The sequence below is a fragment of the Paenibacillus sp. 10L310 genome (genome assembly GCF_056395745.1).
The window spans coordinates 284,486-309,812 of sequence record NZ_JBFTKC010000006.1 but is presented as its reverse complement, the minus strand read 5'-3'; the positions used below and the strand labels follow the sequence as shown (position 1 = coordinate 309,812).

The following is a 25,327-nucleotide window of genomic DNA, read 5'->3' as shown; positions in this document are numbered from 1 at the left end:
AAGGCACTTCTATAAGCTGTTGAAACCAGCTCATAAAAGTGCCTTTCGCTTTGCTGCCTATTCGATCGGAGATAAGTGTGACTAGCGCTTAGTTTTTAATTAAATCCAGCGTTTCGTCAAACATTTGTTTCTGTTCCTCAATCTTGTTCTCATTACCGATCACGCAGCGCTGTTGCTGTTCAAGTATGGCCGATAAAAGCTCAGCAAAACCGATAATGTCGCTTTCCTTCGTGCTTAACACTTCGTCACGTTCCTGTTGCAGATCCGCTTCAGTCACATTCGACAGATAACACTCCAGCGAGAATGCTCCTTCGCCATAAGGCGTTCTCGGCGTATCGAGATCCTGAATCGCACCAATGATATAACGCGTCATCTCCCGCTCGTCTGCCCGGAAATCGGTCAAATATTGCGGTATCTCTTCGTATACTTTGTACGTTTTATCGAGGTTCGGATCACGATACGATGCAACATAGCTGTCTCCGTTCCGTCTGAAGCCTGACATACAGCCATAAGCTCCACCTTTGGCGCGGATATTGGTCCACAAGTAATCCAGAGACAGAATACCCTGTAAGACTCGTAGTGAACCCGTGTATTGATATCCTTTGTCGATATAATTACCCGTTTGCACCACATACTGCACCTCTGAAGGAGATCGGAATCCTTCCTTATGAGTAGCCGGTGTGAATGTAAATTCTTCCTTGGCAACTTCATGTGTGAACAGCTTCGCTTTCAGATCGGATACCTGTTGCTCCAGTCCTTCATATCCCTGCTCATCGGCAGTATAACTAACAAGCAAGTTCTCCGGTCTGAAAATATACCCCGTCAACTCTTGCAGGCTGGAAGATAACTCTTCTTTTCTCGCCTCAAAGTTCGCTTGAAGATCCTCAAGCCACTGGTAAAAGGCAATGCCACTCACAGCTTCTCTGAAATCCGCAACCGCTGAATGTTTGGACGAAGACCGGCCAATTCCCGCAGAGTGTCCGCTATTGATCAGATTACGTTGCAGGTTACCTTTCATCTGAGAGATGATCTCATATAACCGCTTCGAATTATCGAATTGGGAAGTGAACACGATTTCTTTGATCATATCAAAGGCAAATCCAAGCTTGTCATACAACACTTTTGCGTTGAACTCATAGGTAGCCTTGAATTCATTGTGCTTATGCGCGTTAGCATAAGATCCTATCCCGCTATGAATACCACCCGAATGGATATGGATTTCATTGGATAGTTCATTGAACGAGTAGTGTTGAGTATCCACGTAACCCAGTACATTTTTCAGCAATCCTGCATACGGCAGGAGATGACGTGGCACTTCTTTAATATCAAACAGCAGTCTCAGATAGCCAATTCCATTGGTATAAAGGTTATGATGGAGAATGGTTGTGCCGTCGACCTGTTTCACCGTTTGATACAACGTAGAGGCCTTTGGTTCAATATCTTCAATCGATAACGTTGGAATGACCTGTTGCTGCTCTTTAGTTGAAGGTGTATTCTGATACTCGGCGAGTGCCTCCGTTTTCTGAATCAACGTCTGAACTTCTTCCTCACTAAGACCAGCCTGAATAGTTTTCAGACGTTCTTTCAACGCTTCTTCTTTGCGTGAGTTCAGCCCCTTATCCGGGGTAAGCGCCACAAAGGAAGTATGTGTGTTTTGCAAAATATATTTCTCAATCAGTTGCTCGAAGTAACCTTCGTTCATTTTTGTCCGCAGTTCAGCAAATACGTCATTGGCTTCTAAATGAGTGAAAGGTGCTTCTTCATCGTACAACCAGCTTTGCAGGGAGGAGAATCCGTAGATCAAGCCCTTCGGCATTCTGCCATAGTCCGCTTCCCTGTGATTGAACTCATATGAGTTAATGCCTGCAAGCAGCGCTTTTGGATCAAAGCCTTCTTTTACCACACGCTCAAGCACTTCTTTGACCGTTCCCAGAAAATCCTCTTTGCTCGCCAGATTGCTCTTCTTCAGTCCCACAGTGAATACAGGTTGATACAGGCTGTCATCATACGAACCGTAGACATCCTTCGCAATGCCTTTATCCAGCAAAGCCTGTTTCAACACCGCTCCCGGAGCGTTCAGCAGGGCGTATAACAAAATTTGAAACGAAATGTTCAGTTCCTTGTCCAGACTTGTGCCGATCACCGCATTGTAGGTCAAGAAGCTGTTATCCACTTCCGATTCCGTACTTCCGGCAGAGTAAGTCTTAACTGTGTCTACCCGTTCTGCAAAAGCAGTTTGAAGTTGAATGGCCGAATCAATCTCGATTCGATCATATGCACTCAGGTAGTTCTCATCTAGCCATTGCAACTTCTCTTCCATATCCATATCCCCGTAGAGATAGATGTAACTGTTGGAAGGATGGTAGTATCTCGTGTGGAAATCCAGCAGCCCCTGATACGTTAAATCCAGGATAGCTTCCGGGAAACCGCCCGATTCACAGGAGTACGTTGTGTCCGGGAAAAGGGAGTTCAGCACTTCTCTGCGCACCATTCGTTCCGGTGAAGAAAAGGCCCCCTTCATCTCGTTATATACCACTCCGTTATAGGTTAACTCATCGTCGGCAGAGGCCAGATTATAATTCCAGCCTTCCTGCAAAAATATTTTTTCATTCTCATAAATATTCGTATTTAATACCGCATCCAGATAAATATCCATCAGATTGTGAAAGTCGTGATCATTACGGCTCGCGATTGGATAGATCGTTTTATCTGGGTACGTCATCGCGTTAAGGAATGTATTAAGTGAACCTTTCAGCAACTCCACAAAGGAATCCTTGGCCGGGAACTTCTTGGAGCCACAGAGAACGGAGTGTTCGAGAATATGAGCTACCCCTGTATTGTCTTCTGGAGGTGTGCGGAAGCCGATACTGAACACTTTGTTATCATCCTCATTGGACAAAAGTACAATTTGGGCCCCGGATTTCTGGTGTTCCAGCAGGTATGCATCGGATTTCAGTTCTTCGATTCTGCGCTCCTGTAACACCTTGTATGGTTTAAGCTGTTTCAACATGAATTGAGTTCCTCCGTCCATATGTTTGTTTTTATTTGTTTGTGAGCTTTCTATAAGTTCACATATGATTATTTACACTGGCACTCCGATGACAGAACAACCTTTCGATCGCTGTTATCCCCAGATTTTTTTGATTCCCTTTTGAAAGGGAAAATCCGGTGCTAAACGCGAAGCGTATGCTTCCGAAGCAGCTTTCTTTCAGAAAACTTTCGGCTATGCTTCTTCAGGTTATTTCTGTCCTCTCCGTTATCGTGTAAATGTGTAGTTGAACCTATATCGTTCAGCACGGTAAAGGTAATATATGCCTATGGATAGTATACACCATTGTTCCGTCTCTTCATAAAAGCCAGTTAAAGAAATAGTACTTTGTATTGTTAAACCATTTCGGTTAAGAATATGCTAATAGATCTTTAACATACACTCTCTCAACAGTTGCTGTGAAAAAGACGTATTTAGTTCAGTCTAATTTTAGACAAAAAAAAGACAACAGAACAATTTCTAATTCTGTTGTCTTTATCAAATTATTCCCCCAATATGTCTTACAGGAAACTGCGGAGAGGAATACTTGAAAACAAGAAAAATAAAATACAGCGTTCGTTATTGATGGAGGCAAAGTCATGACCTTTCGGAAAAAACACCCGCAGCAGATCATTGGCGTTCTCGTTCGATCCTTGTTGCCACGACCCCTGAAAGACCTCCTGTGGAAATTGGCCAGATTTCGGGTTTGAGCCAGTATTTGCATAGGTATGCGATAATTAAAATGCTGGGTCATAGTTCACTTCCAATTGATTTTATGACTGGGGCGACCTAAAATAGATACGCCTACCAACATAACAACGATATATACGAAAGATTAGAAACTATACGCATGACAAGCATTACTGATACTCTCTTTAATTTTATTACAGCCAATCATCAAATTCTCTATATTTATCGTCAAAGGAGGCATGATTTTAATCACTGTGTCATTACGACCAGCTCTTTCGAGAATAAGCCCATTTTTAAAGCAATTCGCTGTGATTTCCCGTGCCACTTCTTCGCCCAGACAAGAGACATCAATCCCCCAAATCATGCCAATGCCTCGAATATGTAGTCCAGGATATAGCGGTTCAATTTCATATTTTAAATATTGCTTAAGAAATTCTTCTTTTTTGCGTACCTGTTCCCCAAGCCTTTCCGCAGTCCTGAATTCAAGCGCGGCCTTAGCCGTGACAAAGGCTAATTGATTCCCCCTAAACGTTCCATTGTGCTCACCCGGACTCCATATATCCAGCTCCGGTTTCATCAGCAACAACGACATCGGCAATCCATACCCACTAATCGATTTGGATAAAATAACGATATCCGGCACGATTCCCGCCCGCTCGAATGAGAAGAACGCACCCGTTCTTCCGCATCCGACCTGAATATCATCGACAATCATCAAAATATCGTGATCATCACATAGCTGTCGCAGGCTTTGCAACCATTCATTTTCAGCAACGTTGATTCCGCCCTCCGCCTGAACGGTTTCCAGAATAACCGCTGCAGGCTTGCCAATACCGGAATGCGTATCTGACAGAATATGCTCCATGTAACGGATCGTATCCAACCCTTCAAAAGACTGTCCGTAAGGAATAAAAGTCACATTATTCAGCGGAATTCCCGCACTTTCCCGCATCGCATTGCTGCTCGTGACAGACAAACTTCCGAGGGACATCCCATGAAAGCCCCCCATGAAAGCAAATATACCATTTCTACCCTTGACCTTACGGGCCAACTTCAAAGCAGCCTCCACAGCATTCGTGCCTGTCGGGCCGCAAAATTGCAGCTTATAATCCAAAGATTGAGGTTGAAGGATATGCTCCGAAAATGAAAGAATAAAATCCTCTTTCGCTTTCGTATACATGTCGAGTCCGTGCATGATTCGGTCCTGAGCTACATACTCAATGATTCCGGCCTTCATATACTCATTATTATGCCCATAATTCAGCGCTCCGGCTCCTGCGAAAAAATCGATGTAGGCTTCTCCCGTAACCGAGTATAATTGCTCACCCTTAGCTCTATCGAAAATAACCGGAAAACTTCTGCAATAAGACCTCACGTTGGACTCCAACATTTCGAACGTATCCATTTTACATTCCCCTTTTCGTCTTTTGCAATTTCAATAGAAATTGTCAGGCCTCGTGTGTTTCCACAACTCTTAAAGGCTCAGGCTCGCTGCCTTGGGTAAAAAACTCTCTGAGATCGCGGTTACGGTAAGCCAGGATGCCGACCACAAGCAAACCGGCACCGGAAACCAATGTAATATAGTACCAATCTACAATTTCCAGAAGTGCACCGTATACCCCCATTCCTATAGGCACAGCGATGGTTATTACCGTGTTCACCACCCCTAAAACACTAGCTCTTATTCGCTCAGGTATATAGAGCTGAACATAAGAAAGCATTGGAATATTGCCCATTGTGTTAAGTATTCCGGTGAACATCAAGACGATCATGAAGCCTATCATAAGCACTACCTTAGTGCTTGTCTCAAAGATGGGCCACTCGGGGAACATCCATAGGACAATCATCAACGCCTGGATCTGAATTAAAATGAAGATTTTGTTGGTAATAAACCGGTTGATGACCGGTACCGACACAGCAACGGCCCCTATAATTACGCCTACCGCCAGCGCCGCTTCGATAAATGATAATTGCTGTGGCGTCATATCGAGCGCTTGATAAACGATAAAGGGCAGGATAAGGGAAACTGCCGGAGCAATTACAAAGTTAATAAAAACAAAAATCATCAGCAGATACTTGATCGCAGCCCGGCGGCGAATGTATTTGTAAACCTCTTTTACACTTTCAAAATAAGGCTTTGCTTCTCCGATCTCCTCTTTGCGGGGCGAGAATTTCAATAGCAAATTCAAAAACCCGGAGAAAATGAACGCGGCTCCCTCGATCAAAAAGATATGCTCCAGCCCAAATTTGCTATAAGCCGCTGCACCGAGCACCGGTCCCAGTATGCCGATTAGGGCACTGATGCTCTGCGTGCTGGAATTGACCGTCGGAACCCTTTCCGGAGAGACAATATTGGGAACGGATGAGTTTACCGTCAGAGTAAAGAGCGCTTGAAGAGCGCTCAAGATCATAGAATAAACAACGAACAGCCAAATGCTGTCGTGAAAAGCCTCAAACATGAACATAAGCATTAGAACTGAGATTCCACATAGAAAATCACAGACTATCATAATCCTTTTTTTACTACGGCTGCGGTCAACGAACACCCCAGCGATAATATTGACGAATATGCCCGGTATATAGGTGAAGCTCAACACTAAAGCGAACATACTCGATGAACCGGTGAGATCCAGAACATACAGACTGAGTGCAAAACGAAAAATGGATGTTCCCAATTCGGTGATTAATCTGCTTAGACTGAAAACGATTATATTTGTTGAGTCTCTCATATTTTTACACCCTTCATATGTTTCCGTGCGGCTTCATCAAGTATGCTGCGAAGAGTATCTGGATTCTCTTCCGCAGGAATAACAAGCGTCATGTGAATCCGGTTCCCTTGGTGCCACGCCATGCATAAGATCCGGTTAGGCTCATCGCAATTCACACCATCTTCCTCAAGGTAGTCCAAATCCGTTTCCGTGCCGAGTTCTCCCAAATAGTTGAAATTGATCGGCATCTCCCGATGGGCTGCAGCCAACCGCTGCGCCGCATCCATAAAGGCTGGATCAATCGACTCGTTGTACAACAGATTCGCAAAATGGATGTTATGCTCGGAAGCGGATTTCAGCATCCCTTTGATCGATTCGGTCTGCCTGTCCATTTCTTCTCCGCAGTCTAACAACAGCGGAATATAATCTATGCATTCACCGACAATATCGAAATAAGACTGATCCCGGTACTGTCTGCCAAAATGCGTCATCCACAACGGAATCCGTGACTTACCGAAGTACGTTCCGAAAAACGCAGCGCATATCCCCAACGCTGTCTTCCATTTAAACTCTGCATCCAGCGTTTGCGATAATTCCATATCAAATGGGACGCTATGGTGGAGAACCGTAATCTTTGCCGGATCCAAGTCGCTGCGCCGATACATACTGACGGCGATTTCCCTAGCAGCGGATTCAAATGACGGAATATTGTAAAGCTCGTTAAAACTTGCTGCCGATATCCCTTCCGGGCCTCTGCGAATCTGGTCGGCAAAATCCGTAAAGGTACGGCTTTTTCTCGTTTCGTCAACTCTCCCTTGGCTTAGTGATTCATATTCATGGATTACTCGATTACGAATAATTTCATTACTCATGTAATCGAATATCGTATGTGAGAACGGGAGCAGCAGGACATATTCCTTTACGTTTTGCTTGACCAGCAGCACCCGGTACATCAATGGATCGCTGTCCGTATACGGCCTGATGAAAAAATTCTTCATAAGCGCCCGCAGAATATCCCTTTGCGACTCTGGTTCGAAACCGGAAATATCTAAAGTTGGCAGCTCGAGCTGCTCCGGGCTTTCATGCAATCGCCAACGTCCGGTTTCCGTTTCAGTATCTTCGATGAGTACACTGCGCATGACTTCCTCGGCAGACACAATTCGCTGCAAGGCTCGGCCCAACAACTCCGGCTGAATCACTTTTCCAAATTTCACCATGGTTCCCGACACATCTTTATGCTTGAAATGGTACGTTTGGGAAGGCGAAATATCATACTCTTTGACTATCGGCTGGTTTGTAATGCCTTTGGCGTACGCCTTCTGCTTCCGTGAGATCGAATTCATCATCGTTTCTACCCAGTCTGCGCCATTCGTCTGCCGCAAACCCAATTGGTCGTTCAGTTCTTGCCTGCTTAGGTTGCGTTCTGATGTCGGAATCAGCGCGCTCAAAGCATCCGCAATGAAGTGCGGTTGAATCTTCTCGTCCAGGTGTGCAGCAATCAAGTTCTCTGCTCTCCGTTTCAGTCCATCATCCATTCCTGAAATGTGGACGACCATGAATTCCTCGCCGTCAACGGAATAAGTTTTCCAGTTGCATGTGCGTTCTAAGCGTTCCCCAAGCCATTGTTCCGCAGTGGGAATATCTGTAAAGTGGTGCTCAGATTCCACCGTTACAGAACGTACCGTAGAAGCCGCCAGCTCGGCAGGAGTCTGATGGGCGAACACCTGATTTATACTCAGTTCGAAGCCAAGATTATCCAGCTTTGAAACAACCTGCATGGCCTTTAATGAATGTCCCCCGATTTCAAAGAAATTGTTGTGGACACCAATCCGTTCCAATCCCAGCACTTCCGACCAGACCTGCACAATTACAGCTTCCGCCTCATTCCTTGGCGGAGTATATTCGCCCTCGGTTACGTCATAATCCGGCTCGGGGAGCGCTTTTCGGTCAACTTTGCCATTCACGTTGAGCGGAAGTTGAGCCATAAATAGGATTACGGTCGGAATCATGTAGTCGGGGAGCTGTTGTCCCATAAACTCCTTTAGCGACTGTATGGTCAATTCAACCTCCGCCACAACATAACCGCAAAGGATCTTATCCTGCGACTCTCCGGCCTGCTTGACAAGGATGACGGCTTCTTTCACGGAAGGATGACTGAGCAGTATATTCTCGACCTCGCCTGTCTCGATCCGGAACCCCCGAATTTTCACCTGATTGTCCATTCTGCCGATAAACTCGATAGAGCCGTCTGGAAGCCATTTGGCGGCGTCCCCGGTCCGGTAGACCCGCTCACCTGGAATAAACGGATTGGAGAAAAATTTCTGAGCCGATAATTCTTCATTATTTATATATCCCCGAGCCACGCCGTCTCCCCCTACCCAAAGCTCGCCGGGGACACCTACCGGATTCAAATTCCCGTTTTTATCGACGATATAGGCCGTGGAGTTGCTGATCGGCGGTCCAATTGGCACGCTATTTCCGTATGCCTTATCGATGACGAAGCAGCATGAAAAGGTTGTATTCTCCGTAGGTCCGTACCCGTTTACCATGGTTAACGGACCGGATTGCTCTCTTACCTGCTGAATATGTTTCGGGGAGAGAACATCTCCACCGACAATCAAATAGCTTACGTTGCGGAACATGTTTGGCTTGTGTTGGGCAAATTGTGTAAACAGCGGCGATGTTAACCACAAAGTCGTAATGTCATGCTGCTGAAGCGCGGATTCAAAGAGGACCGGATCCAGCAGCGTAAGTTTGTCGACCAGGTGCAGCCTCGCTCCGTTCAGCAGCGCCCCCCATATATCAAATACACTGACATCGAATACGGGTGCCGCCGTTTGCAAGACCCGGTCTTCAGTGCTGAAGCGAACATAGTTGGTATTCTTGACCAATCTGGAAACGCCCAGATGCTCGACCATAACGCCCTTAGGCAGTCCGGTTGATCCCGATGTATACATTACATAGGCGAGATTGTCGGTGCCCGTCTTATTCAGCAGGTTCGGGGCACTCTCGTCACAGAGCTGCCGATGATCCATCAAGATGACTTCCGCGTCGCAGGCAGCCCGATCCGCAAAGCAGCTCCGGGCGAGCAGCCATTTGGCGCCGCTGTTTTTGAAGAAATATTCCACCCGATCACGCGGATAGTCAGGATCGATCGGAAGATAAGCACCTCCCGCTTTTAGAATGGCGAGCATCCCGATAATCATTTCCAGCGTACGGTCACCCATGACGGCAACGACCCGTTCAGGCCCTACACCCTTCTCTCGCAGCAGTGCCGCGAGCTGGTTTGCTTTGGCATTCAGTTCGCCATATGTCAGTTCGATACCATCACAGGCCAGCGCGATGCTCTCTGTATGCTTATCCACTTGTTCCTCGAACAGTTCGTGAATGGTTTGACGGGGATACTCGGTTTTCGTGTTGTTGAAGTCCCCAATGATCTGACCCCGTTCTTCTTCCGTCAGCATACGGATGTCGGATAGCCGGATCTCCACATCTGTGGTCACGGCCTCCAGAATTTGAAGGTAATGCGCGATCATCCGCTCCACCGTATCTTTAAGGAACAGCTTCCGGGCATATTCTACATCCAGGCGAATTTCCCCCTCCTCTTCTGCTGCCGTAACCATCAGGTCGAATTTGGATGTTCCGTTGTCGAAGTCATACGGTTCTATAAGAAGTTCACCAAGCTGAATTTCCCCGACGCCGACGTTATCGACGGCAAACATGGTATCAAACAGCGGATTTCGGCTGACATCCCGCCGTACATTCAGCCTTTCGAGCAAATCCTCATATTGGACCATCTGATGCTCGAATGCTTGCAGCGAATGCTTTTTAACTTCCTCCAAAAAGTCGATGAACCGTTTGCTTCCTTCCGGCTGATTTCGAATCGCCAGGGTATTGACGAACATACCGATGACACTTTCCAATTCCTTTTGCAGTCGACCAGAGGTCGGTGTGCCTACGATAATGTCCTCTTGGTTGGCGTATTTGGACAATAGAATGTTGTATGCAGCCAATAGGAACATGTATAACGTAGTTCCAGTCCGGGCAGCCGCCCCAAGAATCCGGGAGCTTAATTCACTGCCGATCGCAATAGAGAAAGCATCGCCTTCAAAGCTTTGGATTTGCGGCCGTGGATAATCTGCCGGAAGGTTTAGAGCGGGCAGCTCTCCTGCAAAACGCTCCAGCCAATACTGTTCTTGCTTCGCGTAGGCTTCCGATTGAAGCATTTCACTTTGCCATGCCGCATAATCCTTATATTCGATGCGTGATGAGGTATCATCCAGCTCTTGGCCGCTATAAAGCAAGTTCAGCTCCTCGACAAGAAGGCGGATCGATCCTCCATCCGAAACGATATGATGCATATCTATGATCAAAATATGCCTATCCTCACCCAAGTTTGCCAGCCCTACGCGCATTAGCGGAGCCTTTTGCAAGGAGAAGGGTTCAACGAACCGCTCTATGATTTCCGAAATATGGTCCGGATCTTCCGGTGCCTCAAGCTCCCGGACAGAGAAAGAAACGTCGTGATGCACCATTTGCATCAGCTCTCCTTCTACAAACCGAAACGAGGTCCTGAACGCTTCATGCCTGCGAATGAGGATAGTAAATGCCTGGTGCAGCCGTGCACGGTCCAGCTCCCCCGTTAGCTGTAAAACAAAAGGCATATTATAAGCCGTCCCCGCCCCCACAAGCTCATTGAGAATCAGCAAGCGCTTCTGTGCTGACGACACCGGATAATGCTCTCTTTCCGGCACCTTTGCGATCGCGGAATAGCTTGTTTGTTCCACAGCGTCGATCGCCTCAGCCATCTGTTCCATCGCAGGATGTTGAAAAATACTGCTTAACGGAAAGTCAATCTGGAAGACTTCCTTGATATGGGACGCCAGCGCTACCGCTTTGAGTGAATGCCCGCCCAGTTCAAAGAAATGGCTGTATGCTCCTATCGGGGCCGTTCCGAGAACCTCCGACCATATTTCGGCCAGCTTTCGTTCCGTCACACCGCGCGGTGGCACATAATTATCTGCTGCAGCGGATGCAAAGTCCGGTTGCGGAAGCGCGCGGCGATCCACCTTTCCGTTGGAGGTCAGCGGGATTTTGTTCAATTCCACGTAGTGAACAGGGATCATGTATTCCGGCAGCTCCCGCGCCAGACATCCCCGAATCTCGCGGACGGCAATATTACGGGATGTCGTAATATAAGCGCACAACTCTGTTTCCTGCTTCGGATTTAATACCACAGCAACGATAGCCTCAGCAACGCCCTCCTGTTTGAGCAGGACATTCTCCACTTCTCCAAGCTCGATGCGGTAACCTCGAATTTTGACCTGCTCGTCCATCCGGCCTAGATACTCCAGGTTTCCATCAGGGAGCCACCTAGCCAGATCACCGGTTCTGTACATTCTTTCACCGGTTTGAAATGGATCGGCGGTAAACTTCTCCGCCGTCAAATCGTCCCGGTTCATGTACCCCCGTGCCAGACTGTCTCCGGCAATACACAGTTCACCGGGAATCCCGATCGGAAGGAGCTTGTCATTTCTGTCAAGGATATACACCCTTACGTTGTCAATCGGGCAGCCGATCGGAATGTTATCGTATTCGCCATTCACCTTGAAAGCTGCCGTCACGATGGTATTTTCCGTAGGTCCGTAATTATTTACCAGGTCATAGGGTACGGGATGGTAAGACTTGAGCTTATCTCCACCGGTAAGCAGCACACGCAGGGAATCATTCTGGATCTGGGTGAATTGCTCGCAGACGGCCGTCGGCAGGAAGCTGACAGTGATACCCTGTTCGTTGTAGTAATCCGCCAATCGCGGCACATCGTATCGGATTTCCTCCGGGATAATATGAAGCTCACCGCCCGACAAGAGTGATGGGAATATCTCCCACACAGAGGCATCAAAGCCGAATCCGGCGTATTTGGTACTTTTGTCCTCAGGCGTCAGCCCGTAATACGATTGATACCATCCTGTCATATTGAGCAGGGAGCGGTGTTCGATCATCACGCCTTTCGGTTTCCCCGTAGACCCTGACGTATAGATCACATAGGCCAAGTCGGCGGACGAACCCTTTGGCGTCGAGAACGGCTTCTGTATATGAAGCTCACTGTTTGGCATCAGCACTTCCTCTAAATCGATCCAGGGGAGACTCAAACCTTTCGATTGTACCAGCCCATTTTTCGTCAGTAGCAAGCCAGCCTTGCTATCCTCCAGAATGTAAGTAATACGATCGGCAGGGTACTCATGGTCGATTGGGAGATATGCCGCCCCCGTTTGTAATACTGCAAGCACTGCCACAATCATTTCGACCGAATGTTCGACCATGATTGCCGTGATCCCCCCGGGTTTCACACCCTTTTCCAGCAGAACGTAAGCAAGGCGGCTCGTTTGTTCCTCCAGTTCACGGTAAGTCAGCCGCTGGTTTTTAAAGACGAGGGCAATATGGTCCGGCGTACGCTTGACCTGTTCTGCAAACAACTCATAAGCGGTCCGGTTATGGGCAAAGTCCTTTTTCGAACCGTTGAATTGTTCCAGAATCCAGCTCCGCTGCTCCGGCGGCAGCAGTTCTATATCTTCCAGCTTGATATGTCTGCTAACAACCACTGACCTTAAAACCTCAATGTAGTGCGTCATCAGGCGCTCGATCGTCCCGGCTTTGAACAGCTTCGCAGCATACTCCGCTTCGATGGACATTCCCCGGTCATTTTCCGTTACCGTCAATGTCAAATCAAACTTCGACATCCGTCCGTCCCAGGAACGAGAACTTACGGTAAGTCCGTCTAAAGCCAACTCTTCGATACCGAGATTCTGAAGCGTAAACACCGTGTCGAACAGCGGGTTACGGCTTAAGTCGCGTCTGAGTCCGAGCTTCTCGATAAGCTCCTCGTATGGATAGTCTTGGTGCTCGAAAGCCTGAAGTGTCGTTTGTTTCACTTCGCACAGGAATTGATCGAACGTTTTTGTTCCTTCCGGTTTTACACGCAAAGCAAGCGTGTTGACGAACATACCTACCGTTTGAAGCACGTCTGCATGAGTTCTGCCCATCGTTGGAGATCCAATCACAATATCCTCTTGGGAGGCATATCTGGAAAGCAATATGCTGTAGGCAGCCATCATAACCATATACAAGGTGGCTCCCGTTTCGTTAGCCAGCTGTTTCAACCGGGACGTCAGCTCTTCATCGAGATTCACTGAGGAAAAAGCTCCTTCAAAGCTTTGAATCTGCGGTCGTGGATAATCGGTCAACCAATTAAGCACGGGTGGCTCTTCGGCAAATTGATTAAGCCAGTAATGCTCCTGCTGCTCCCTGGGGCCGGACTGTTTACTTTGCCAAACGGCAAAGTCTTTATATTGAACACGTCGAACCGAATGCCCTGCATGAGTTTTTGCAACTGCTTCTTTACCCAGGCTGTTATACACCTCGCAGAATTCCTGCACGATGATTCCGATGGAAGCACCGTCGGCGACGATATGATGGATATCAATGATCAGAAGACAGCATTCTTCCCTTATTGTAGATAGTCCCGCCCTCAGCAAAGGTGCGCTTCCGAGGTCGAACGGAACTACGAATCGGTCGACGGTTTTCTCAATATCCTCACTAGGATGAGACTCCAATTCCTTTATAGCAAAGGGTACCTTCTCATGCACCACCTGGACGGGTTCCCCATGCAAAGACGCAAAAGAGGTTCGTAAAGACTCGTGGCGGGAAATCAAGATTTGAAAAGACTGTTCCAGCCGGTCGACATCAAGTTTACCCTCGATTTGCAGGACAAACGGCATATTATACGCTGTTGTAATTCCTGCCATACTATTCAAAACATACAGGCGCTTTTGCGCAGAGGACACTGGATAGAACTCGGCTAGGGGAGCAGGCTCGATCCCAACAAATTCCTCATCTTCGTTCCTGTTGATCCTCGCTGCCATCTCTGCTAGAATCGGCGTCTGGAATATATCTCTTAAAGGGAGTTGGATCTCAAATTGCTTTTTCATTTCCGTGACCAACTTTAACGCTGTCAGGGAATGACCCCCAAGCTCAAAGAAATGGTCATTCGCCCCGATCGAAGGAATGGCCAGTACAGCGCTCCAAATGTCCGCCAGCTTTTGCTCCGTTTCGTTCCGAGGCGCAACAAACGCTTCGTTACCAAGAGCATTAGCCTCCACGGGCTCCGGCAAGGCCTGCAGGTGAACTTTGCCGTTCGGAGTAAGCGGTAGTTGGTCCATAAATACCCAATGAACAGGTACCATATAATCCGGCAGATCATTCAAAAGATACTGTTTCATACTCGTCGCATCGAGATTTTCCGCACCAACCACATAAGCACATAATGATTTCAGACCGTCACCCTTGTCTCTTACTGTGACTACAGCCTCCTTCACGCTTACATGCATCTGAATCCGGCTTTCGATTTCCCCGGTTTCGATGCGGAAACCGCGTATTTTCACCTGATTGTCCAACCGGCCAATAAAATCGATGCTTCCGTCCGGGAGCCAGTTTACCAGATCCCCCGTACGATAAATCCGTTCTCCCTCGATAAAAGGGCTTGCAATAAACTTCTCCGAAGTCAGGGACAGATTGTTTATGTATCCGCGCCCGACGCCATCACCGCCAACCCACAGTTCTCCCGAAACACCGACGGGGCACAGATGCCCGTATAAATCGACGATGTAAGCAGTAGAATGGGCAATCGGTCCGCCGATCGGAATCCTTGTTTCCTCGAACGAACGGATCGTGTAGCAGCAGGAAAACGTCGTATTTTCAGTCGGCCCATACCCGTTAATGATCGTCGTATTGTGGCATTGGTTCGCCACAAGCTGAATATGCTTAGGGGAAAGGGTATCCCCCCCGACGATCAAGAAGCGAAGGGGACGGAATAACGTCGGATCCAATTGAGACAACTGATTGAACAAGGGAGAGGTGAGCCACATTGTTGTAATGCGGTATTCATGAATCGCTTCTCCCAACAGCTGCGCATCCAGAATGGAGTGCTTATCGATGATATAAAGTTCCAGGCCGTTTAGAAGTGCTCCCCAAATCTCAAATGTGCAGGCATCAAATACAGGTGCTCCGGTTTGCAAAATGCGGTCTCCTGGTTCAAAAGGGACATAGTTGCTGTTTTGGACGAGCCGTACCACATTATGATGTTCGATCATCACCCCTTTGGGACGTCCCGTCGAACCGGAGGTATACATCACATAGGCCAGGTTTGAGGGCGTAAGAATCTTTTCCGCATCGATTGCACGGTCCTCTATCACAGTTGAAGTACATTCATCCTCTTCCCGATCCAGAATGATGGATTCGACTCCGTCCATATGCTTGTCCGCATAACACTCCGACGTAACGATCCATCTCGTCTCACTATCCCTCAACATAAAGGCAATGCGATCTTCCGGGTATTCCGGATCAATAGGCAAATAGGCGCCACCAGCCTTTAAAATACCCAGCATACCCACTACCGTCTCCATTGAACGGTCGCCGATCAAGCCCACGACGCTATCTGGTTCAACACCCTTTCTTCTCAGTCGGGATGCCAGACGATCAGCTCGCACATTCAACTCCGCATAAGTCAGTTTGTGTTCCTTATTCACGATAGCGATGTTTCCCGGTATCATCCCGGCCTGACGCTCGAACAGCTGCACGATCGTTTGATCCCTCGGATATTCGCCGACGGTGTTAAATTGGTGCAGGATTTGCTGTTTCTCGTCGTCTGTAATGACTGAAATATGCTGAATCAGAATGTCAGCGTTCCGGCCGACCTGATCGAGCACTTGCTCAAAATTTTGGAACAAACGATCCATTGCGGCCTGGACATATCGGGCTGAGTTATATTTAAATTTGACTTCGAGCCCAGCGTTCGGCATCAGAATTAGGTTAAAGTCATAATGCGTCTGCTCAAAATCTTCAAGCTCAGTAATTGCAAACGCTTCTTCTCCTTCATCTAGAGGGTCCGCACTCACCGGATAATTTTGAAAGGCATAAATATGAGAGATCAGATGCTGCTTCTTGGAAGTCAGGGATTGAATCTCAGCCAGCGGATAAAAGTCGTAGCTTTGTGTTTCTAAGGAGGACTGCTGGACCTCCCGAATTAATGCAGAGAACGACATCCCGCCATGGAAGGCGATCCGGATCGGGACCGTATTGATGAACAGCCCGACCATGTTCTCAACCTCCTCCACTTCAGCCGGTCGGCCGGAGGTGACGGTACCGAAAACCACATCCTCGGTTCCGTTATAGCGGCCCATTAACAAGCCCCAGGCCGACTGGAGCACCGTATTTAAAGTCACCTGATGACTTTTGGCCAGATGCTCCAGCCCTTGTGTCGTTTCCTGGCTTATTTTGTAGGCACGGTCCACTTGAACGGCTTGCTCTCTTTGCCGTACCTCCCTGCGACCATAGCCATTCCGGCCTACCTGGGTGTTCATGCCAAAGGAGGGCAGTTCAATATCTGATTCGTAGCCTTCCAAATATCCGGCCCAGTAGCTTCGGGCTTCTTCGCGGTTCTGCCCATCCAGCCACTGAATGTATCGGGAGAAGGGCGGCGCCTCTTCCACTGATGAAAACGTACCCTGGCTGAGCGATTTATAGACGTCAAACAATTCCTGAACGATTGTTTTTAAACACCAACCGTCCAGAATGATATGATGATAGCTCCAAATCAGCTTATAACTGAGATCACCGGTTTGCAGCACGGCCGCACGAAGCAGCACATCCTTGGCCAGGTCGAACCCCTTCTTCTGGTCCTCTTGGATATAGCGGCGGATATACTGCTCCTGCTCCATTTCGCCAAACGACGACAAGTTCTCATAAAACACAGGCATCACGCGCTTTTTGAATACAACCTGCTTTGGATTTTTCGTGTTCTCATGGATGAAATTAAGCCGAAGCACATCATATTTGTCGATCAGGACATTAAAACTTTTTTCCAATATCAAGGCATTCAGCCTTCCCGAGACGGTGCAGGAAAACTGTTCGAAGTATGCGGCGGAATCCGGGTTCAAATAGGAATGAAACAGCATTCCTTCTTGCATCGGTGTTAAGTTGTATACCCCCGCAATAGTCAGCTTATCGCTCAAGACCATCTCTCCCTAAATTCATTTTTATTGGTTATAAAAATCCATAATGGCTTCCAGCTCTTCAATGGACAGATCGTCTCCCCCCACATCGGAAGGCGTCAGTTCCTGAGTCTCTTTTTCCGTGCAATGCTTGATTATTTCCATCAACTGTGTCTTAAAACGGCCGCCCAGGAGGCTGATTTCCGTTCCTGTATATTCCGCAAGATTATAGTCGATCGACATCGTCAGACAGCCATCTTCCACAAGGCCCGTAATATTCAAAGCCACTTCCCTTTCGGCTTCCGGGCTGACGGTTTGACCGTATGGCACGTCGGAAGCACTGAACAGCTCTGTATTCACATCGTTATCGAATTGCCCCAGGTAGTTAAACTTAATTTCAGGCACCAGACGGAATTGCATCTCTTCCTCAAGCCGGTTCTCACCAAGGTATTTCAGGATTCCGTAGCCAATACCCTTGTTCGGAATGCGACGTAAGTTCTCTTTGACCGATTTGATGTGGTAGGATATATCCGCTGAACTCGGGATATTCAATACGACTGGATAAATGGAAGTAAACCAACCGACCGTTCTGCTGATATTCACGTTCTTCATGATGTCTTCCCTGCCATGGCCTTCAAGACAGATCAAAACATTGTCCTCGCCTGTCCATTCCCTTACGGCCCGTCCCAATGCAGCGAGTAGAATGTCGTTGATTTCCGTATTGTAGGCCTTATGCACTTTACCGAGAAGCTGCCCGGTTTCGGCTGCAGACAGCTTAAAGGAATACGACATGTTATCCGAGACTGTTGCAGTGCCCTCAAAAAGGCCAGACTTGGGCAGGATCTTAATGTTCTGCGATTCGATTTGTCGCCAGTAGGACTTCTCTTTCTGCAGCATTTCACTGTTTGCATATTCCGTCAGTCGGTTCGCCCACGTTTGGAAGGAATCCGTCTTGGACGGCAGTGCAATAAGTTCGCCCCGCTCTGCTTGATGATACGCAAGCGTCAAATCCTCGAATAAAATGCGCCAGGAAATACCGTCAATGATCAAATGGTGAATAATGATCGCCAAATGATCACCCTGGTCTGTCTTGAATAATCCCGCCTTGACCAACGGTCCGTTTTCCAAATCGAGACTGCCATGCAGCTCATCAATGATTCGGGCCATCTCAATCCGGCCATCATCCTCATCGGCCATTGTCTTGATGAAAAGTTCGAACCACGGGTGCTCCTCCCGAATGTTCTCCCCCCTGTTATACTGCATCCATAATCCTTCCTCGCATTTATAAACCATTCTTAACGCATCATGATGACGGATCAGCCCGGTGAAGACCTCCCTTAACAGGTCCGCATCGAATCCTCCACGCTTATGCAGAACGACAGCCTGGTTCCAGTGATTTGCTGGTGAGAATCCGCATTCAAAAAACCACTTCTGAATTGGAGTAAGCTTCACAAACCCCTCGACCGGCCCCTGATCAATTTCGCGGTGGTCCGCCTGTACATATTTGGACAGCTTCCGAATTTCCGGATTTTGGAACAGATCCTTCATTTTCAACTTATAACCTTGATTGCTCAGCTTCGAAGAAATTTGAATGGCTCGAATCGAATCCCCCCCGAGCTCAAAGAAATTATGATCAATCCCGATCTTGTGGACGCTGAGAACCTCTTCCCAAATCGTCACCAGGATTTGCTCCACTTCATTACGGGGCTCCGTATAATTCCCACTCGACACGGCGCTGCGTTCGGGAGCAGGCAGTGCATCCCGGTTGATCTTCCCGCTGATCAAAAGCGGCATTTCTGCAAGAATGATAAAGTGGGCCGGTATCATATAGCCGGGCAATGTTGCTGCCAATTCATCTTTTAACTCGAAGAGACAATTCTCCTCGCTGTCTTGCACGAAAGACTCCAGAACCAGATATGCACACAAATATTTGCTTCCGGTATCATCTTCTCTAGCCAATACAATCGTTTGCTTGATATGCGGGGATTGCATAATACAAACTTCGATTTCCTCCAGCTCAATGCGGTAGCCTCTGATTTTGACCTGAAAATCTTTACGTCCGAAAAACTCCAGATTTCCGTCATGCCGCCAGCGCCCTAAATCACCGGTCTTGTACAGACGAGGGATTTCACCCGATTCCGGGATACAAGGAGCAAATGGATCTTTCCCGAAGGACTGGTCCGTTCTTTTCGGATCATGGATATATCCACGCCCTACACCCGCACCGGATACACAAATTTCTCCGTAAACGCCTGCCGGACAAAGTTTCATTTGGTTATCGACCACATACAAATTTAAATTCGCCAGCGGTTTACCAATCGGGACGAAGTCTGTCTCCTTAGGCAAGTCGCGGATCACAAGCTGGCTGATATCATCGGCAGCTTCCGCAGGTCCGTACGCATTTACGATTGGAATTCCGGGATACAGGTTCAGCCATCTCCGGGCCAAATCCGGCTTTATGGTCTCTCCCGTAAGCATCAAGTGACTTAGAAAATCTAGTTTCATCCCTGTCTGTTCCAGCACATCCAGCATGACTGTCAAATAAGATGGGACCACTTCCAAAAGCGTCACGCGATCGGCTGTAATTGCCTCCAGGAAACGTTCTGCTTCAAGTACCATATCTTGTGGATACACCGCAGTCGTCCCGCCCAATGCAAGAGCACCAAAGCATTGCCATACCGAAATATCGAAACAGATATTGGCGTTCTGGGCAAAGACCAGATGATGATCCAGAGCAAGAGCATCGGCTTCGGCAAGGATGTGATTCAATAAACCCCGATGCTCGATCATTACACCTTTGGGCTTTCCGGTCGAGCCAGAGGTAAACAATATATATGCCAGACTGTCCGCACCCTGCAGTTTCCCGATATTCACCGGGCTTTCCTTCTCAATTTCCTCCAGCACCAAGTCAAGGCAAAGGATCACCCCTTCATACTGCTCTTCCAACCCATCCCGGACATATTCCGAGCGGGTTATAAGAACTCGTGCCCCGGAATCCTCCAAAATACTCGCTTTACGCTTTACTCCATACTCCGGATCGATCGGAACATAGGCGCCTCCCGCCTTCCAGATTCCGAGCACGCTTTGAATAAATCCGGGGGAGCGCTCCAACATCACTGCAGCAATCGCTTCCTCCGGCAGATCACCCAAACACCTTTGAAGGTAACGGCCAATCCGGTTGGCTTGGGCATTGAGTTCGGCGTAGTTCCATACTCCCCCAGCGAATTTCACTGCCGGCGAATCAGGCTGTTCATACGCAAAACGCTCAAAGCGTTGAGGAACACTCAGATTGAAGTCATAGGCTGCCTTTTGTCCCCGGCCCCAACTCATTATTTCCTTGCGCTCTTCCAAACTGAGCAGCTCCACGCTTCCCAGCGGTATATCGGGAGCCGTTACAAGGTTATGGAGGATCTGCAAGTAGTGACGACCCATTTGTTGTGCGGTGAAATCTGAAAACAAATCGGTGTTGTACTGCAAATCAAGAGAGATCTCGGTATGATCCGCATAAACATCCAGCATCAAGTCGAACTTGGAGATGTCGGTCTTCAGCTCATATGGAGTGAGGAGCAGATCGCCTATAGCAACTTCCGGTTTCTCGCGGTCCGTCAAATTGAACATGGTGTCAAAAAGCGGGTTTCGGCTTGTGTCACGATTCAGATCAAGCAGCTCCACCAACCGCTCGAAAGGGAAATCCTGATGATGGATTGCTGATAACGTGTGATCCATAACTTCCCTGACAAGCTCGCGAAACGTCTTATGATGTTCCGGAAAATTGCGAAGCGCCACTGTGTTGATAAACATCCCCAGCATGTGCTGTACGTCCCGATGATTACGCCCGGCGGCCGGCGTTCCGACGATAATTTCCTCCTGACCGCTATATTTCGATAACAGGGTGCAGTAAGCACCTAACATCACGGAAAACAAAGTTACGCCCATGTCCTGAGACAGCTTCTGAAGCGATCCAGCAAGCTCCGGGGACAGCGAAAGCTGCAATGTCTTGCCGTTAAAGCTCTGCACGGCCGGTCTACGGTAATCCAGCGGCAGGTTTAATAGAGGCAGTTCACCACAGAAATGCTCCAGCCAATAAGATTCATGGCGTTGCATCTCTTCCCCGCCGAGCCATTCATTCAACCAGAAGGCATAATCCTTATAGTGGATGTCAAGCGGCAGCAGGCCGTTGTCGTTATACATCCGCTCCAGTTCGTCCAGTAGAATGACTCCCGACAAACCGTCGGAAATAATGTGGTGCATATCGATCAGCAGCACACCCTCGGCCTGTCCGGTATGAAGCCATTGAATCCGCAAGAGCGGTGCTTCTTCCAAAGTAAACGGGCGGATAAACGACTTGATTTGTTCATCGATCTGCTGCTTACCCGCACCGGTCATTTCTACCTCTTCAAGCTTACAGTCCGCTTCGGGATGAATGATCTGGACCAGCTCCCCGTCAACAAAGCGGAACGACGTTCGAAATACTTCATGACGGTCAATCAACCGATTGATAATATGCTGTAAGCGCGCGGAATCCAAACGGCCTTGAACTTGGTAGGCGAATGGCATGTTATATGCCGTTGATTCCGACTCCTCTAGCGTATGTAGCACATATATTCTTTTTTGCGCCGGACTCACTGGATAAGCGTCATCGGCAGGTGCCGGTGAAATGGACTCTGCATAGTACACACCTCCGTTCATTTCCCGGATTCGCTCCGCCAAAAGAGCAGCGGTCGGATACTCGAAAATGTCCCTCACTGTTACGTCAACACCCAGCTCCCCTTGAATACGGGAAACAAGGATCGTTGCTTTTAGTGAATGTCCGCCTAAACCGAAGAAATTATCTTCTATGCTTACCCTCTTCACTTCCAGAATCTCAGTCCAAATGGAAACTAAGGACTCCTCCGTATCATTGCGTGCAGGTACAAATTCGCCCTCGTTACGCTCGATGACAGGTTCGGGTAACCGGCTGCGGTTAATTTTCCCATTGGCATTATGCGGCATATCCTCCAGTTGTATAAAGATTGTAGGAACCATATAATCCGGCAAACAGGCGATCAGATACTCCTTCAATTCGGATGCCGTTAGATCGACATAAGCCGTGTAATACGTGCATAAGTATTTCTCGGCCCCACCCTTGACAAGCACTGCTGCTTCCCGAATTTGTTCGTGCTCGCTTAACCTGTGCTCGATTTCTCCGAGCTCAATCCGGAATCCCCTGATTTTGATCTGTTGATCCTTGCGGCCGATGAACTCGACATTACCGTCAGGAAGCCATCTGCCCAAATCTCCAGTTCTATACAATCGAACGCCTGGCCTGGAAGCAAACGGATCCTCCATAAACCCTTTTGCAGTCTGCTCCGGATCATTAAGATAGCCTCTTCCTACTGCAATTCCAGATACACAAATTTCGCCAATGATTCCAATTGGACACAGTTGTGTTTGCTTGTTAACAATATACATTCGAATATTGGACAACGGTTTTCCGACCGGGATATATCCCTTATTCTCAGGTGCACAATCCATAACATACTGGCAAATATCATCAGATGCCTCCGCCGGACCGTATGCGTTAACCATTTTGATTCCGGGGCAAAGCTCAAACCAGCGTGTAGCCAGCGCAGGCGTGACGGCCTCCCCTGTAATCATCAAATGCTGCAGAGATTCAAAACGAAGTGAACGTGCCTTAACGATATCCAAAAGTATACTCAAATACGAAGGAACGACTTCGAGAAGGGTTACCCGATCCCGGATGAGCTGATGGATGAACCTCTCGGGTGATAGAATCAGTTCCTCTGGATAGATAACCGTGGTCCCGCCAAGTACCAATGCACCGAATAATTGCCATACCGAAATATCAAAGCAGTGATTTGCCGTCTGGGCGAACACAATATCATCAGATAATTGAAGATCATGCGCTTCAGCCCAAATATGGTTCAGCATCCCCAGGTGCTCGATCAAGACTCCTTTCGGCTTTCCCGTCGAACCAGAAGTAAAGAGTGTATAGGCCAAATCGGTCATTTCTACCGGGACGCCGATATTGCTTTCGGCCTCTTCACCCTCGGGAGGGACAAGGTTGTCCAGCTCCGCAAACCGGCCTGGATAACGTGCTTTCAACTCGTCCTCCACGTGTGCGGATAATGCAACAACGATTCTGGCATCCGAATCGGCAACGATCCCCGACTTCCTCTCCTGTGGATATTGAGGATCGACAGGTATATAAGCAGCTCCAAGTTTCCAAATGGCGAGTATGCTCGCTACCATTAGCGGTGAACGGTCCAGCATCACCGCTGCAAAATCACCCTTTTCAAGCCCGAACTGTCTGAATATGCGTGCCAAGCGATTCGCTTTTCGGTTCAACTGATCGTAAGTCAGGTATTCCTCCTGATAGCGAAGTGCAACTTTTTCCGGCTGACGTCGTGCTTGCTCTTCGAATAGTTCATGCGCAGGCTTGTCAAGCCTGAATTCCTTTTCCGTGTTGTTAAAGTCGGTCAGAATGACCCGCTTTTCCTGTTCGGAGATGATCTCGATATCCCGCAAATACACACCATCATTGTCCAATACAATGTTCACGATTTGCTTCAAGTGCCCTTCCAAGTTTTGCAGAAAATGCTCGTCATAGAGAAATCCGTTATAGGTGAACAACACTTCGAGTTCCTGTTCCGGGAATACGGTCACGTCCAGATTGTAATTGGTATGTTCCACCATTTCACTGTCGACTATCGACAGTCTGCCTTCATCGCCGCCCATCGTCTCCAGCGGATAATTCTCAAAAACGAGAATATGGTCGATCAGTTGATTTTTGAGTACTGTTTTTGACTGGATTTCCGCCAATGAAACATAGTTATACCGGTTCGCTTCCAGCATCGAATCATTCACTTGGGCAAGTAGTACTTGGAAAGAGGTGTCCTTATAGCTTCTGATTCGTAAAGGAACCGTATTAATAAACAGTCCCACCATGCTCTCGATACCAGGCAATTCTGCCGGCCTGCCCGATACGACCGAACCAAATACTACATCCTCGCTGTCGTTATAACGCTGCAACAATACACCCCAAATCGCATGGAACACCGTGCTTAACGTCACCTGATGTTTGACGGCCAGCGTTTTCAGGCGCCGAGTTGTATCTTCATCCCATTTAAAATGGTATTTGCGATGATCGAACCCTTTTCGATCCTCCCCTCCCCCCAGGGATGGGACCGTCGCACGCAATTCGTAATCCTCAAGGTATTGGCTCCAGTATTGCAGAGCATTCTTCTGGTCTTGCTCCCCGAGCCACCTTATATAATCGCTATAAGGATATACCGGAGCCAATCGTAGCGAGGAACCACTCTCCAAAGCCTCATAAATTTGGAACAAATCTTGGGCAAGGATCCCCATACACCAACCGTCCATAATGATATGATGGAATCTCCAGACGACTTTGTAGACATCCTTATCCAGTTTGAACACAGTCATGCGAAAGAGCGGACCTGTCTCTAAATCGAACTTTCGCTCCAGGTCCCGTGCTTGAAACACCTCGATGAGCCTCGGCTGTTCTTCCTTCGGACAGGTCGAAATGTCCTCAAAGCTTATTTCCGGCTCGCATTGGTTCAAGACGATTTGTAAGGGCTGCTCCACTTCCGTATATATAAATACCGTCCTTAATACATCATATCGTTCTACCAAGGTTGTAAAACTGCGCTTCATTGTTGGAAGTGATAGCATCCCTTGAATCGTGAAGGAAACATGCTCAAAGTACGCTTCAGAGTCGGGTTCCAATAAGGAATGGAACAAGATTCCTTCTTGAGTCGGCGTAAGCGGGTATATTTTATCAATTTCATGATTGCTCAATGTCACACACTCCCCATCTACTTTGGCTGCCG

At 48.0% G+C, this 25,327-nt stretch carries 5 protein-coding genes; all 5 read right to left on the bottom strand.

The window, feature by feature from the left end; translation table 11 throughout:
- Positions 1-88: 88 nt before the first annotated feature.
- Entirely contained in the window at positions 89-3,010 is a 2,922-nt protein-coding gene (locus tag AC1DE7_RS16615; RefSeq protein ID WP_477534818.1) for an insulinase family protein, read from the bottom strand.
- 853 nt (positions 3,011-3,863) lie between these two features.
- Positions 3,864-5,123 (bottom strand): diaminobutyrate--2-oxoglutarate transaminase, encoded by a 1,260-nt coding sequence (gene ectB, locus AC1DE7_RS16610; protein WP_127550793.1) that lies wholly within the window; start codon positions 5,121-5,123, stop codon positions 3,864-3,866.
- Positions 5,124-5,166: 43 nt separating this feature from the next.
- Complete coding sequence (locus AC1DE7_RS16605) at positions 5,167-6,447, bottom strand: MFS transporter (RefSeq protein ID WP_127550791.1); 1,281 nt, start codon at positions 6,445-6,447, stop codon at positions 5,167-5,169.
- Positions 6,444-17,495 carry an amino acid adenylation domain-containing protein gene (locus AC1DE7_RS16600; RefSeq protein WP_477534817.1) on the bottom strand — a complete coding sequence of 3,684 codons (11,052 nt, stop codon included), beginning with the start codon at positions 17,493-17,495 and terminating at the stop codon, positions 6,444-6,446. Before AC1DE7_RS16600 ends, AC1DE7_RS16605 begins: the two co-directional genes overlap by 4 nt.
- 24 nt (positions 17,496-17,519) lie before the next feature.
- Positions 17,520-25,295 (bottom strand): amino acid adenylation domain-containing protein, encoded by a 7,776-nt coding sequence (locus tag AC1DE7_RS16595; protein WP_477534816.1) that lies wholly within the window; start codon positions 25,293-25,295, stop codon positions 17,520-17,522.
- Positions 25,296-25,327 lie beyond the last annotated feature (32 nt).

Excerpts from the sequence above, each read along its gene's own strand:
- ectB (WP_127550793.1), bottom strand. The coding sequence starts at position 5,123 with ATGGATACGTTCGAAATGTTGGAGTCCAACGTGAGGTCTTATTGCAGA.
- AC1DE7_RS16615 (WP_477534818.1), bottom strand. The coding sequence starts at position 3,010 with ATGTTGAAACAGCTTAAACCATACAAGGTGTTACAGGAGCGCAGAATC.
- AC1DE7_RS16605 (WP_127550791.1), bottom strand. The coding sequence starts at position 6,447 with ATGAGAGACTCAACAAATATAATCGTTTTCAGTCTAAGCAGATTAATC.